Origin of the sequence: Streptomyces sp. NPDC048664 (assembly GCF_040650555.1) — a bacterium.
GTDB lineage: Bacteria > Actinomycetota > Actinomycetes > Streptomycetales > Streptomycetaceae > Streptomyces.
In genome coordinates this window covers 89,015-102,556 of record NZ_JBEZHK010000020.1, presented here as the reverse complement: position 1 = coordinate 102,556, position 13,542 = coordinate 89,015, and the positions used below count along the sequence as shown (strand labels likewise).

The 13,542-nt window shown below is 71.6% G+C and carries 14 protein-coding genes; 12 read left to right on the top strand and 2 right to left on the bottom strand.

Features of this window, described 5'->3' with window-relative positions; translation table 11 throughout:
- Positions 1–106: 106 nt before the first annotated feature.
- Positions 107–1,072, top strand: coding sequence for a thiamine-phosphate kinase (locus AB0C59_RS22085; RefSeq protein WP_363007071.1), 966 nt, complete (start codon positions 107–109; stop codon positions 1,070–1,072).
- Positions 1,073–1,230: 158 nt separating this feature from the next.
- Here AB0C59_RS22085 and rpmB read toward each other — a convergent pair whose 3' ends face one another.
- A complete protein-coding gene (gene rpmB / locus AB0C59_RS22080; RefSeq protein ID WP_356404139.1) occupies positions 1,231–1,416 on the bottom strand; it encodes a 50S ribosomal protein L28 in 186 nt (61 codons plus the stop codon).
- Positions 1,417–1,705: 289 nt separating this feature from the next.
- Here rpmB and AB0C59_RS22075 point away from each other — a divergent pair, with 289 nt between their 5' ends.
- From AB0C59_RS22075 to mutM, 9 genes are all read left to right on the top strand, one after another.
- Entirely contained in the window at positions 1,706–3,364 is a 1,659-nt protein-coding gene (locus AB0C59_RS22075) for a DAK2 domain-containing protein (protein ID WP_363007069.1), read from the top strand.
- A 261-nt stretch (positions 3,365–3,625) separates the two neighbouring features.
- A complete protein-coding gene (gene recG / locus AB0C59_RS22070; protein WP_363007067.1) occupies positions 3,626–5,824 on the top strand; it encodes an ATP-dependent DNA helicase RecG in 2,199 nt (732 codons plus the stop codon).
- On the top strand, positions 5,821–6,522 hold the full coding sequence (gene rsmD, locus AB0C59_RS22065) for a 16S rRNA (guanine(966)-N(2))-methyltransferase RsmD (protein WP_363007066.1): 702 nt from the start codon (positions 5,821–5,823) through the stop codon (positions 6,520–6,522). Before recG ends, rsmD begins: the two co-directional genes overlap by 4 nt.
- Positions 6,523–6,548: 26 nt before the next feature.
- Positions 6,549–7,028 (top strand): pantetheine-phosphate adenylyltransferase, encoded by a 480-nt coding sequence (gene coaD, locus AB0C59_RS22060; protein ID WP_363007157.1) that lies wholly within the window; start codon positions 6,549–6,551, stop codon positions 7,026–7,028.
- A gap of 123 nt (positions 7,029–7,151) precedes the next feature.
- Entirely contained in the window at positions 7,152–8,270 is a 1,119-nt protein-coding gene (locus AB0C59_RS22055; RefSeq protein ID WP_363007064.1) for a cell division initiation protein, read from the top strand.
- Between the two features lie 190 nt (positions 8,271–8,460).
- Positions 8,461–9,099, top strand: coding sequence for a YceD family protein (locus tag AB0C59_RS22050; RefSeq protein WP_363007155.1), 639 nt, complete (start codon positions 8,461–8,463; stop codon positions 9,097–9,099).
- Positions 9,100–9,101: 2 nt separating this feature from the next.
- The gene (gene rpmF, locus AB0C59_RS22045) at positions 9,102–9,275 is read left to right on the top strand and encodes a 50S ribosomal protein L32 (protein WP_007493396.1); all 174 of its coding nucleotides are present in this window, start codon (positions 9,102–9,104) and stop codon (positions 9,273–9,275) included.
- A 19-nt stretch (positions 9,276–9,294) separates the two neighbouring features.
- Positions 9,295–10,125 (top strand): ribonuclease III, encoded by an 831-nt coding sequence (gene rnc / locus AB0C59_RS22040; protein ID WP_363007062.1) that lies wholly within the window; start codon positions 9,295–9,297, stop codon positions 10,123–10,125.
- Positions 10,126–10,207: 82 nt separating this feature from the next.
- On the top strand, positions 10,208–11,065 hold the full coding sequence (gene mutM, locus AB0C59_RS22035) for a bifunctional DNA-formamidopyrimidine glycosylase/DNA-(apurinic or apyrimidinic site) lyase (RefSeq protein WP_363007060.1): 858 nt from the start codon (positions 10,208–10,210) through the stop codon (positions 11,063–11,065).
- A gap of 257 nt (positions 11,066–11,322) precedes the next feature.
- On the opposite strand, the gene AB0C59_RS22030 is transcribed toward mutM, so the two are convergent.
- On the bottom strand, positions 11,323–12,246 hold the full coding sequence (locus AB0C59_RS22030; protein ID WP_363007058.1) for a CAP domain-containing protein: 924 nt from the start codon (positions 12,244–12,246) through the stop codon (positions 11,323–11,325).
- Between the two features lie 199 nt (positions 12,247–12,445).
- Here AB0C59_RS22030 and AB0C59_RS22025 point away from each other — a divergent pair, with 199 nt between their 5' ends.
- On the top strand, positions 12,446–12,727 hold the full coding sequence (locus tag AB0C59_RS22025; protein WP_363007056.1) for an acylphosphatase: 282 nt from the start codon (positions 12,446–12,448) through the stop codon (positions 12,725–12,727).
- Between the two features lie 380 nt (positions 12,728–13,107).
- Positions 13,108–13,311, top strand: a complete 204-nt coding sequence (locus AB0C59_RS22020) for a hypothetical protein (protein WP_059131751.1) — start codon at positions 13,108–13,110, stop codon at positions 13,309–13,311.
- Positions 13,312–13,542 lie beyond the last annotated feature (231 nt).

Below are 13,542 nucleotides of genomic sequence, written 5' to 3'. Positions count from 1 at the left end.
GAGCGGGGTACCGGCGGCGACAGAAGTTGACGGTCGACTCGACCGTACCGACGACGATGGCGGCTCGCGACCGGGCCCGGCAGGCAAGAGAAGGGGACGTACGACGATGAAGGGCACCGTGGGCGAGCTCGGCGAGTTCGGGCTCATCAGGGAGCTCACCTCCCGGCTCACCACCACCCCGGCGGTCAGGGTCGGCCCGGGCGACGACGCGGCGGTCGTCGCCGCACCCGACCGCAGGGTGGTGGCGAGCACCGACATCCTGCTGGAGGGCCGGCACTTCCGCCGCGACTGGTCGACCGCCTACGACGTCGGGCGCAAGGCGGCCGCGCAGAACCTGGCGGACATCGCGGCCATGGGCGCGGTGCCCACCGCGCTGCTGCTCGGCCTGGTCGTTCCCGCCGAACTGCCCGCCTCCTGGCCCGTGGAGCTGATGGACGGTCTGCGCGACGAGTGCCAGGTGGCGGGCGCGGCCGTGGTCGGCGGTGACGTCGTACGCGGCGACACGATCATGATCTCGATCAGTGCGCTCGGCGATCTGCGCAACCACGAGCCGGTCACCCGGGCCGGCGCCCAGCCCGGCGACGTGGTCGCCGTCACCGGCTGGCTGGGCTGGTCCGCGGCCGGCCACGCGGTCCTCTCGCGGGGCTTTCGCTCGCCGCGCGCGTTCGTGGAGGCGCACCGGCGTCCCGAGCCGCCGTATCACGCGGGACCGGCCGCGGCGGGCCTGGGCGCGACGGCGATGTGCGACGTGAGCGACGGGCTCATCGCGGATCTCGGGCACATCGCGGAGTCGAGCAAGGTGCGGATCGACATCCGCTCCGGCGCCGTCGACATCCCGTCCCAGATGAACGACATCGGGCAGGCCGTGGGCGTCGACCCGATCCAGTGGGTGCTCACGGGAGGCGAGGATCACGCGATCGTGGCGACCTTCCCGCCGGACGTGAAGCTGCCGGCGCGCTGGAAGGTGATCGGCGAGGTCCTCAACCCCTCGGCCCTGCCCCAGGTGACGGTCGACGGAGCGCCGTGGACCAGCAAGGGCGGCTGGGACCACTTCGGGGACATCGAGTCCTAAGGGCCGCGGCAGCGGTCAGGGGTCGGTCGTGGGTCCCGGCGGGCAGCCGGGGCCTTCGGGCCGGGCCACGCGGGCGGACGGGCACAGCAAAAAGCCGGCCCACACAAGTGGACCGGCTTCGTGCAGCGAACCAGCGATGGTTGCGCGCTTAACTGGCGTCAGCGCGCGACCTTGCCGGCCTTGATGCACGAGGTGCAAGCGTTCACGCGCTTCGGCGTCCCGCCCACCACGGTACGCACACGCTGGATGTTCGGGTTCCAGCGGCGGGGCGTACGGCGGTGCGAGTGCGAGATGTTGTTGCCGAAGCCCGGCCCCTTGCCACAGACGTCGCAGTTGGCAGCCACGGGTCACTCCAAGACTTCAGATGTACTGATGGTTGAACCCGGCATGCCGGGATCTGATCGTAGGATCTGAGTGGCTCTGCCAGGGATGAGCCCGATGGGATCGGGCAACCGGAGCAGCATACAACGCCTGCTCCCGTAGAACGAAACTACCACGGACGCCCCGGCCCCCGTCCCGGCTCCCCAGCCGTCCCGGGGACCCGCTGCGCCCGCCCCGGCGGCCCTCTTCCGGGCGGCCGCCGCCCTGGGTCTACGCTGCGTTGCAGGTGTCCAGCAGCTCAAGGAGGCGCAGGTGGCGCAGGTGCCGCAGCCCATGGATGCTCTCGCGGTGCGCACCTGGTGCGGTCTCGCGCTACAGGCTCTGGGGCGGGCGCGTGAGGAGATCGACGCGATCAACGTCTATCCCGTGGCCGACGGGGACACCGGCACCAACCTCTACCTGACGGTGGAGTCGGCCGTGGCGGCCGTCGAGGCGGTCTTCGCCGGACACGAGACGGGCGGTGGCCGGCGGCCCACGCTGGCCGACGCCGTACGGGCCATGGCGCACGGGGCGCTGATCGGGGCCCGCGGGAACTCGGGCACGATCCTCGCGCAGCTGCTGCGCGGCATGGCGCAGGTGCTCGCCGCCGAGGGTGAGACCTCTCACGGCGGCGCCCGGGAGCTGGCGCTCGCGCTGAGGCAGGCGGCCGACTCCGCGCGCGCGGCCGTCGAGCACCCCGTGGAGGGCACCGTCCTCAGCGTCGCGTCGGCCGCCGCGGACGCGGCCGGTGCCGCCGAGGGCGACTGCCCGGGGGTGGCCCGGGCGGCGTACGAGGGTGCGCGGGCGGCGCTGGAGGCGACCCCGGCGCAGCTCGCGGTTCTGGAGCGGGCCGGCGTGGTCGACGCGGGCGGCCGGGGTTTGGTGGCGGTGCTCGGGGCTCTGGTCCAGACCTTCACGGGGGAGGCGCCGAGGGTCCCCGACCGGCGCCCGCCCGCCGTCCAGGAGTGCGCCGACGACTCCCCCCGGGAGCGCGACGACGCCGCGAGCGGGCCCGCCTACGAGGTGATCTACCTCCTGGAGGCCGGGGACGGGGCCGTGGCCCGGCTGCGGGAGCGGCTGGACGCGCTCGGTGACTCGCTCGTCGTGGTCGGCGGCGACGGACTGTGGAACGTCCATGTGCACGTCGACGACGCCGGCGCCGCCGTGGAGGCCGGGGTGGAGGCCGGGCGGCCGTACCGGATCCGGATCACGCACTTCGGCGCCGAGGACGTGCACGCCGGGGGCGGCGGGCGGCCCGCGCGCGAGCCGATCCAGCGCGCGGTGGTGGCCGTCGTGCCGGGGGAGGGGCTGGCCGGGCTGTACCAGGAGGCCGGGGCGACCACGGTGCTCGCCCGGGCCGGGGAACCGCCCGCCAGCGGCGAACTCGTGGACGCGGTGCGGCGCGCGCACGCGCGCGAGGTGGTGCTGCTGCCCAACGACGCCGACCTGCGCCAGACCGCGGCGGTGGCCGCCGAACAGGCGCGGACCGACGGCGTCCGGGTGGCCCTGATCCCGACCCGCTCCGCCGTGCAGGGCATCGCGGCACTGGCCGTGCACGAGCCGGAACGGCGCTTCGACGAGGACGTGGTGGCGATGACCTCGGCGGCGGGCGCCACCCGCTACGCCGAGGTGGTGGTCGCCGAGCGCCAGTCCTGGACGATGGCGGGCATCTGCCAGGCGGGCGACGTCCTCGGCCTGATCGACGGCGACGTGGCGATCATCGGCTCCGACGTCACGGCGACGGCGGAGGCGGTGGTGGACCGGATGCTCGCGGCGGGCGGCGAGATGGTCACGCTGGTCCTGGGCGACGAGGCCCCGGCCCCGATCGGGGCCCACCTGGAGGCCCGGGTGCGCGAGTCGTACCTGGCGGTGGACACGGTGGTCTACCACGGCGGCTGCCAGGGCTCCCTCCTCCTGATCGGCGTGGAGTAGCCACGGACCCCTCCGGGGGAGGAAGCACATGAACCCCGCCCCCCGACCCCACTCACAAGGGCCGCCAGCCTGCAAGGGCCGCGGGGAACTGCGCAAAACCCCAACGGACCCGCACCCAACGACGCACCGACCCGGCCCCCGCCCCATAGGGGGCGCGGGGAACTGCGCAAAACCCCCGACGTGCCCGCACGCGAAAACGCACCGCCCCCCCGGCCCCCCGGCGTACCCACCGATGTCAGTGCCGTGGTGTGGAATGGACCCGTGCCCGCACTGGAACAACCGCTCAAGAGCGTGCTCGGCCCCGCCACCGCGAAGGTGATGGCCGAGCACCTCGACCTGCTCACCGTCTCGGACCTGCTCCACCACTACCCCCGCAGATACGAGGAGCGCGGCCAGCTCACCCACCTCGCCGACCTCCCCATGGACGAGCACGTCACGGTGGTCGCCCAGGTCGCCGACGCCCGGCTGCACACCTTCGCCTCCTCCAAGGCCCCCCGCGGCAAGGGCCAGCGCCTGGAGGTCACGATCACCGACGGCAGCGGCCGCCTCCAACTGGTCTTCTTCGGCAACGGCGTGCACAAGCCGCACAAGGACCTGGTGCCGGGCACCCGCGCCCTGTTCGCGGGCAAGGTCTCCGTCTTCAACCGCAAGCTGCAACTGGCCCATCCGGCCTATGAGTTGCTGCAAGGCGACGACGACTCGGAGGCGGTCGACAGCTGGGCCGGCGCCCTGATCCCGATCTACCCGGCCACCGCCAAGCTGGAGTCCTGGAAGATCGCCAAGGCGGTGCAGACGGTGCTGCCGAGCGCCGTGGAGGCCGTCGACCCGCTGCCCGACTCCCTGCGCGACGGCAGGGGACTGGCGTCCCTGCCCGAAGCCCTCCTCAAGATCCACCGCCCGCACACCAAGGCGGACATCGAGGACGCGCGCTCCCGGCTCAAGTGGGACGAGGCCTTCGTCCTCCAGGTCGCGCTGGCCCGCCGCCGCCACGCGGAGACCCAGCTCCCGGCGGTGCCCCGCGTCCCCGGCCCCGACGGACTGCTCACGGACTTCGACGCGCGCCTCCCGTTCACCCTCACCGACGGCCAGCGCAAGGTCTCCGAGGAGATCTTCCACGACCTGGCGACCGAGCACCCCATGCACCGGCTGCTCCAGGGCGAGGTCGGCTCCGGCAAGACCCTGGTCGCCCTGCGCGCCATGCTCGCCGTCGTCGACGCGGGCGGCCAGTCCGCCATGCTCGCCCCCACCGAGGTGCTCGCCCAGCAGCACCACCGCTCCGTGGTCGAGATGATGGGCGAGCTGGCCGAGGGCGGCATGCTGGGCGGCGCCGAGCACGCCACCAAGGTCGTGCTGCTCACGGGCTCCATGGGTGCCGCGGCGCGACGCCAGGCGCTGCTCGACCTCGTCACCGGCGAGGCCGGGATCGTGATCGGTACCCATGCGCTGATCGAGGACAAGGTCCAGTTCCACGACCTGGGCCTGGTCGTCGTGGACGAACAGCACCGCTTCGGCGTCGAACAGCGCGACGCGCTGCGCGGCAAGGGCAAGCAGCCGCCGCATCTGCTGGTCATGACCGCCACCCCCATCCCCAGGACCGTCGCCATGACCGTCTTCGGTGATCTGGAGACCTCCGTCCTCGACCAGCTCCCGGCCGGCCGGTCGCCCATCGCCAGCCATGTGGTCCCGGCGGCCGACAAGCCGCACTTCCTCGCGCGCGCCTGGGAGCGCGTGCGCGAGGAGGTGGACGGCGGTCACCAGGCGTACGTGGTCTGCCCCCGCATCGGCGACGAGGAGGACGACCCCAGGAAGGCGAGCGGGAGGTCGCCCGAGGACGAGGCGGAGAAGCGGCCACCGCTCGCCGTGCTCGACGTGGCCGGACAGCTGGCCGAAGGGCCCCTGCGGGGACTGCGCGTCGAGGTGCTGCACGGGCGCATGCCGCCCGACGACAAGGACGCGGTGATGCGCGCGTTCGCCGCGGGTCAGGTCGACGTCCTGGTCGCGACGACGGTCATCGAGGTCGGCGTCAACGTCCCGAACGCCACCGCCATGGTGATCATGGACGCCGACCGCTTCGGAGTGTCCCAGCTCCACCAGCTGCGCGGCCGGGTCGGCCGCGGCGCGGCGCCCGGCCTGTGCCTCCTGGTCACCGAGATGCCCGAGGCGAGCGCGGCACGCCAGCGGCTGAACGCGGTCGCCACCACCCTCGACGGCTTCGAGCTCTCCCGCATCGACCTCGAACAGCGCCGCGAGGGCGACGTCCTAGGCCAGGCCCAGTCCGGCGCCCGCTCCTCGCTGCGGGTGCTCGCCGTCATCGACGACGAGGAGATCATCGCCGAGGCCCGCGAGGAGGCCGCGGCGGTGGTCGCGGCGGACCCCGGCCTCGAGCACCTGCCGGGACTGCGGACCGCGCTCCAGGCGCTGCTGGACGACGAGCGGGAGCAGTACCTGGAAAAGGGGTGACCGCGCGTGGAGCACGCCCGGGCTGCGAGACTGGAACGGCACACCGGCCCCCTGGCAGCAGGGGGCCCGAAGTCCCCTGGCCAGACCGCCCACCGACAAGGACGCACGAGATGACCCGCGTGATCGCCGGCCGGGCCGGCGGACGCCGCCTGGCCGTTCCGCCGGGAAACGGCACCCGCCCCACCTCCGACCGCGCACGTGAGGGACTCTTCTCCACCTGGCAGTCCCTGCTCGGCGGCCCGCTCGACGGCGAGCGCGTCCTCGACCTGTACGCGGGCTCGGGCGCCGTCGGCCTGGAGGCGCTGTCCCGCGGCGCGGGACACACCCTCCTCGTGGAGGCCGACGCCCGCGCCGTGCGCACCGTCCGCGACAACGTCGGCGCGCTCGGACTGCCCGGCGCCGAGGTCAGGTCGGGCAAAGCGGAACAGATCATCCACACCGCGGCGCCGCAGCAGCCGTACGACCTCGCCTTCCTCGACCCCCCGTACGCGGTCTCGGACGACGATCTCCGGGAGATTCTCCTCACACTCCGCTCGGGGGGCTGGCTCGCGGCCGATGCCCTCGTCACCGTGGAGCGCAGCACCCGAGGCGGGGAATTCCGGTGGCCGGACGGCTTCGACGCGATCCGGGCCCGTCGCTACGGCGAGGGGACGTTTTGGTACGGTCGCGCCGCCTCTACGTGCGAAGACGCACGATGACCGGACCGGAGAGCGAGGGATCTCAAGTGCGCCGCGCCGTATGTCCCGGGTCATTCGACCCGATCACCAACGGACACCTCGACATCATCGCCCGTGCCTCCAGGCTCTACGACGAGGTCTACGTCGCGGTGATGATCAACCAGTCGAAGAAGGGCCTGTTCGAGATCGAGGAGCGGATCGACCTCATCCGCCAGGTCACCGCCGAGTTCGGCAACGTCCAGGTCGAGTCCTTCCACGGACTGCTGGTCGACTTCTGCAAGCAGCGCGACATCCCCGCCATCGTCAAGGGCCTGCGCGCCGTCAGCGACTTCGACTACGAACTGCAGATGGCCCAGATGAACAACGGCCTGTCGGGGGTGGAGACCCTCTTCGTCCCCACCAATCCCACCTACAGCTTCCTGTCCTCCTCGCTCGTCAAGGAGGTCGCCGCCTGGGGCGGCGACATCGCCCACCTGGTGCCGCCGGCCGTCCTGGAGGCGCTGAACGGGCGCCTGGGCGAGCGCTGAGCCCCCGGGCGGCGGCCGCCGGGTGCCCGTGACAGCGCGTCACCCGGTGTCGGCGGGGGCGGCAGTGGCCGTACAGTCGACCCGTCCGTCTCCATCACAGCTGTAGAGAGTGGCGAGCACACGGTGGACGTGCAGAAGAAGCTGGACGAGATCGTCACGCTGATCGGCAGCGCCCGGTCGATGCCCATGTCGGCCTCGTGCGTGGTCAACCGGGCCGAACTGCTCGCGATGCTCCAGGAGGTGCGCGCGGCGCTGCCCGGCTCCCTGGCCGAGGCCCAGGAACTGATCGGCGACCGCGAGCACCTGGTCGAGCGGGCTCGCCAGGAGGCCGAGCGGATCATCGAGAGCGCGCACGCCGAGCGCGGCTCGCTGGTCTCCGGCACGGAGGTGGCCCGCCACTCCCAGGGCGAGGCCGACCGCATCCTCACCGAGGCCCGTCAGGCGGCCGAGGAGGTCCGCGCCGAGGCCGACGACTACGTCGACTCCAAGCTCGCCAACTTCGAGGTCGTCCTCACCAAGACCCTCGGCTCGGTGGGCCGGGGACGCGAGAAGCTCCTGGGCACCGGACCGGGGCTGGACGAGGACGGCTACGAGGACGAGGACGCGCCCGAGCGCAGCCACGACCCCGAGACCCTGCGACGGGACGCCGACGCCTACGTGGACGTCAAGCTGGGCGCGTTCGAGGCGGTCCTGGCCAAGACCCTGGAAGCCGTCGGGAAGGGCCGCCTGAAGCTGCACGGGCGGATCGCCTCCGACGACCTCGGCGCCCTCGCCGACGACCTGACCACCCGGCAGCACTCCAGCGACGCCGACTACCTCGCCGACCTCGCGGCCCTCGCCGAGACCCCCGCGCGCGCCCAGGCCGCCCCGGCGCCCGCCGCCCCGGCCGAGCAGGGCGAGCCGGTCTACGCGCAGACGCAGGACCCGTACGGCTACCAGCAGCCCGATCCCTACGGCTACCAGCAGGGGTACGCCCAGCAGGATCCGTACGGCTACCAGCAGGGCGACCCGTACGCCGCCTATCCGCAGCAGACCTACGAGCAGCAGGGCGCCTACGGGCACGGCCCGCAGCACGGCCACCCCCAGGAGTTCGGCCACGACCAGGGCCCCGCGCAGGGGCAGCAGGCCCAGGCGGGGGCCTACGGCCAGGGCGGCGCCCTGGACGAGACCAGCCTCTTCGACACCGGCATGATCAGCGCCGAGCAGCTGCGCGCCTACGAGCAGGGGCGCGGCGGGCACTGAGCGCGCCGTCGGCGCGGCCCCGGAGCGGCTCGCAGGCACCGGATTGGGCCGAGAGCGAAAGGTCAAGTATCCTGGCTCTTCGGTCGCGCATACGTACCGCGATCCAAGCTGCCTGGAACACCTCGGGTCACCGTGGTCACCCCGGGGCAGCACCCTCCCCGAGCATCGAAGACCGAAAGCAGGAACGGCCCTGAACGCCCGCCTCGACCACCGCAACCCCCTCGTGTTCGACACGCACGAGCTGGGGCGGCGTCCTGGTGCGCTCCAGCGCCTGTCCCGCACGATCGACGCACCGAGGGACTTCGGAATCCAGGGCGTCATCGGAGTGCCGGAAGGCGCCCCGATGGAGCTCGACCTCCGACTTGAGTCGGTCATGGAAGGGGTGCTCGTCACAGGCACCGCCCGTGCATCGGCCGAGGGGGATTGCGTAAGGTGTCTGGAGCCGCTGGAGCTCGAGCTCGAAGCGGACTTCCAGGAGATGTTCTCGTACCCTGACGCCGACGACCGGGGCCGTGTCAAGACGGAGCCGGCCGACGACGCCGAGGAAGACGAGGACAGGCTCTTTCTCGAGGACGGTCTGTTCGACCTCGAGTCCGTGCTGCGTGACGCGGTGGTGCTCGCACTGCCGATGCAGCCGGTGTGCCGGGAAGACTGCCCGGGCCTGTGCTCCGACTGCGGAGCGTCGCTCGCGGACGACCCGGACCACCACCATGACGCCGTCGACATTCGTTGGGCGGCACTGCAGGGACTCGCCGGTTCACCTGAAGACGGCGAGAAGGACGAGATGAGCGGCGCCGAAGCGGGCGTCGACGAGAAGCAGGAGAAGTAGCCGTGGCTGTTCCGAAGCGGAAGATGTCGCGCAGCAACACGCGCCACCGCCGGTCGCAGTGGAAGGCTGCGGTCCCCACCCTGGTTGCGTGCGAGCGCTGCCACGAGCCGAAGCTGCAGCACATCGCGTGCCCGTCTTGCGGCACCTACAACAAGCGTCAGGTCCTCGAGGTCTGATCGGCTGGTGACAGGTCTGATGTCTGACGCCCACAACAGTCCCCGCAAGGCTGGGGGAAGTTCGGCGGAGAACACAGCCTCGTCCCACACGCTTCTGGAAGGGCGGCTCGGCTACAAGGTCGAGTCCGCCCTTCTGGTGCGTGCGCTGACCCACCGTTCGTACGCGTACGAGAACGGCGGTCTGCCGACGAACGAGCGTCTGGAGTTCCTCGGGGACTCCGTGCTCGGCCTCGTCGTCACCGACACGCTGTATCGCACCCACCCCGACCTGCCCGAAGGCCAGCTGGCCAAGCTTCGGGCCGCGGTGGTCAACTCGCGCGCACTGGCGGAGGTGGGCCGCGGGCTCGAACTCGGCTCCTTCATCCGGCTCGGCCGGGGCGAAGAGGGCACGGGCGGCCGGGACAAGGCGTCCATCCTCGCCGACACACTGGAAGCAGTGATCGGCGCTGTCTATCTCGACCAGGGGCTGGACTCGGCGGCGGAGCTGGTGCACCGCCTGTTCGACCCGCTGATCGAGAAGTCCTCGAATCTCGGTGCCGGCCTGGACTGGAAGACCAGCCTCCAGGAGCTCACCGCGACCGAGGGGCTCGGCGTGCCCGAGTACCTGGTCACGGAGACCGGCCCGGACCACGAGAAGACCTTTACTGCTGCCGCCCGCGTCGGAGGCGTCTCGTACGGCACCGGCACCGGCCGCAGCAAGAAGGAGGCGGAGCAGCAGGCGGCGGAGTCCGCGTGGCGCTCCATCCGTGCCGCCGCGGACGAGCGTGCGCAAGCCGCCGCCGCGCAGGCCGCCACCGACGGGGCCACCGGTCCCGCCTCGGCGACGGCGAGTGGCTCGGCCACGGCCTGACATCCTTCGACACGGACCCGGTGGTGGCACGCGAGCCACCACCGGGTCCGTTCTCCTTCCCTCTCCCCCTTCCGGAGGATTCGTGCCCGAGCTGCCCGAGGTCGAGGTCGTACGGCGCGGTCTGCAGCGGTGGGCCGCCCATCGGACCGTCGCCGAGGCCGAGGTGCTGCATCCGCGTGCCGTGCGCCGGCACACCGCGGGCGGCGAGGACTTCGCGCACCGCCTCAAGGGGCGGCGCCTGGAATCCCCCTGCCGCCGGGGCAAGTACCTCTGGGTCCCCGTGGAATCCACCGGTACGGCGATCCTGGCCCACCTGGGCATGAGCGGCCAGCTCCTGGTCCAGCCCGAGGACGCACCGGACGAGAAGCACCTGCGCATCCGGTTCCGGTTCGCCGACGGCCTCGGCACCGAGCTGCGGTTCGTGGACCAGCGCACCTTCGGCGGCCTCTCCCTGCACGACACCACACCGGACGGGCTGCCCGACGTCATCGCGCACATCGCCCGCGACCCCCTGGACCCGCTCTTCGACGACGAGGCCTTCCACCAGGCCCTGCGCCGCAAGCGCACCACGATCAAACGGGCCCTGCTCGACCAGTCCCTGATCAGCGGCGTCGGCAACATCTACGCGGACGAGTCCCTGTGGCGTTCACGCCTCCACTACGAGCGCCCCACCGCGCACCTCACCCGCCCGCGCACCGCGGAACTGCTGGGCCATGTCAGGGACGTCATGAACGCGGCGCTCGCGGTGGGCGGCACCAGCTTCGACAGCCTCTACGTCAACGTCAACGGAGAGTCGGGCTACTTCGACCGCTCCCTGGACGCCTACGGCCGCGAGGGACTCCCCTGCCGCCGCTGCGCCACCCCGGTCCGCCGTCGCCCGTGGATGAACAGAAGCAGCTACTACTGCCCCCACTGCCAACGCCCACCAAGAACGACATAGCCCCGCCAGCGCCCTTCTCCAGAGCGCGGCAGCTTTCCAGGGGCGCGGGGAACCGCGCGAAGACCCCACTCAACCTGCACGCGACGACGCACCGAACCGTCCCCGGCCGACAAGGGGCGCGGGGAACTGCGCAAAACCCCACTGAACCCGCACCTGACATCGCACGCGGGCCAGGGGCGCGGGGAACTGCGCGAGAACCCCACCCGACCCGCACCCGACACCACACGCCGGCCGCAGGCCACCCCGCGCTCAGACGATCAGTACCCGAAGTCCTGCGTCCACCAGGGCCCACCATCCCCGAGATGCACCCCGACGCCGAGCGTCTGGAAGTCGCAGTTCAGGATGTTCGCCCGATGCCCGGGGCTCTTCATCCACGCGTCCATCACATCCGCGGCGCTCAGCTGCCCCCGCGCTATGTTCTCCCCGCCCAGGTCCGTGATACCGAGCCCCGCCGCACGGTCCCAGGGATCCTTGCCGTCCGGGTCGGTGTGGTCGAAGAAGCTGCGCGTGGCCATCTCCGAGCTGAACGCCTGCGCCAGCTCGGCCAGCGGCCCGTTCGAGGTCACGGGGCTGCACCCCACCTTCGCCCGCTCCGCGTTGACCAGCCGCAACACCTCGGACGCGGCAGCGGCCTCGCTGCTCACCTGCGGGGGAGCGACGTCCTGCGCCCGCTGCTTCCCCTTTCCCTTGCCCTTCTGGGCCGGCGGCGCCACCGTCACGGGCTTCGTGGCCGAGGGGGACGGCGTGTGCGCGGGCTTCTGCGACGGCACCGGGGCCGACGGGGAGGACGGCGCGGACGGAGTGGACGGCGCGGCGCCGGGCGTGTGCGCGCGGTCGAAGTCGCGGCTGGTGGAAGCGGACCCGCGGCCGTCGGAGGCGGAACCGCTGGTGCCCCCCTGCTGGGTGGCGACGTCCGACGGGGTGCTGCCCTGGGCCTGCACGTCGCTCGCGTCGCCGCTCACCGTGAAGTGGTTGCCGCCGGGCAGCACGCCCGCGGCGACCGCCACGGTGCCCAGGGCGACGGCGGCGGAGACCCCCAGCAGTCCGGTGCGCACCGGCGTCGCGGCCTTCTTCTTGCGGTGCGAGCGGGTGGCGGCCCTTTCGGCCTCCAGGACCGCGGCGAAGCCGTAGAGGTTCTCCGGTCCGTAGCGCTCCGTGGGCGGCTCGGTCCCTCGAGTCACCCCGTTCGCGCGGCCTGAGGCGGCGCGTCCGGCGTCGGAGCGTCGGTGGCGTCCCATCTGCTGGCCTTCCTGGTCTTGCAGTCAGCGCCACTCACCCCATTGAGTGAGTTTCACATGAGCTTCATAACGATGGGGACGCTACAGCATGGTGCAAGGGGAGTAAGTGCCCAGTGGGACTTTGTCCGGTTAACGTGCACGCATGAAAGACGAGGCTCGACTGGTCGCGTGGGTGCGCGGACGGGTACAAGGTGTGGGTTTCCGCTGGTTCACCCGGGCCAAGGCGCTGGAGATCGGTGGGCTGCGTGGTTTCGCCCTGAATCTGGACGACGGCAGGGTCCAGGTCGTCGCGGAGGGATCCAGGCAGGGTTGTGAAGGGCTGCTGGACTGGCTCAGGGGCGGCGACACACCCGGGAGGGTGGACGGAGTGACGGAGATTTGGGACACCCCGAGGGGTGGCTACGAGGGCTTCGCGGTCCGCTGAGCGCCCCTCCCCGACCTCCGTCACCGGAAGCGGAACGGCATGCCACCGGCACCTGCCCGGAGCGGAAAGGGCCTGGTGGTTGCCAAGAATCGCTTCTCGTGGAAGGCTCCGGAAGTAAGGATGATCTCCATACTCGCCGGCGCCCGCAGGAGTCGCGGCGTGGCCCGTCAAGGGCCGTGCGCCCCCGGGCCGCCCGCCATTGAGCGGTGTGATCGTGTTGACCGTCAAACTTTTTGGTGAGACGCTGAAAGCCCCGCGCACCTTAGCTGTTTGGCATGTAAGAACGGCGCAAGAACTGAAGAGTGCCAAGCACCGCGGGTGCGATTCCCTCACGACCCACACCGATTCGGTCGGTCACTCAGTGTGGAGGACCATCCATCATGGCAAAGGCGCTTCTCGGTTACGTCGGCGGCTCCGACCCTCGACTCCTCGCCGAGATGCGACGGCTGCAGCAGCGCGTCCAGGAGCTCGAATCCGAGCTCGGACGTATCCAGGCGGAGAACGACGCGCTGACGGCTGCCGCTTCTCACGACAGGATCATGGAGAGCGTCGACGCACACCAGGCGGAGCCTGCGCTCACCTGACCCCTGCGTCGCTCCACGAACAGTACACGCAGCAGCACACGCAGTGGTTGGGCCGCCCGTATCAGCCGCTCGTCTTCAGATGTGCATCAGAGTCGCAAGGGACGCTTCGGCGTCCCTTCTTTCTGAGCCGGTCGCGTGGTCTCCAGTCTCTTTAACGGATGGTGTGCCCTGCGCGTTCACAGGTGAAACCGCGGGTTCATGGAGTGGGAAACCGCCGGAAGGTAGAGTCCG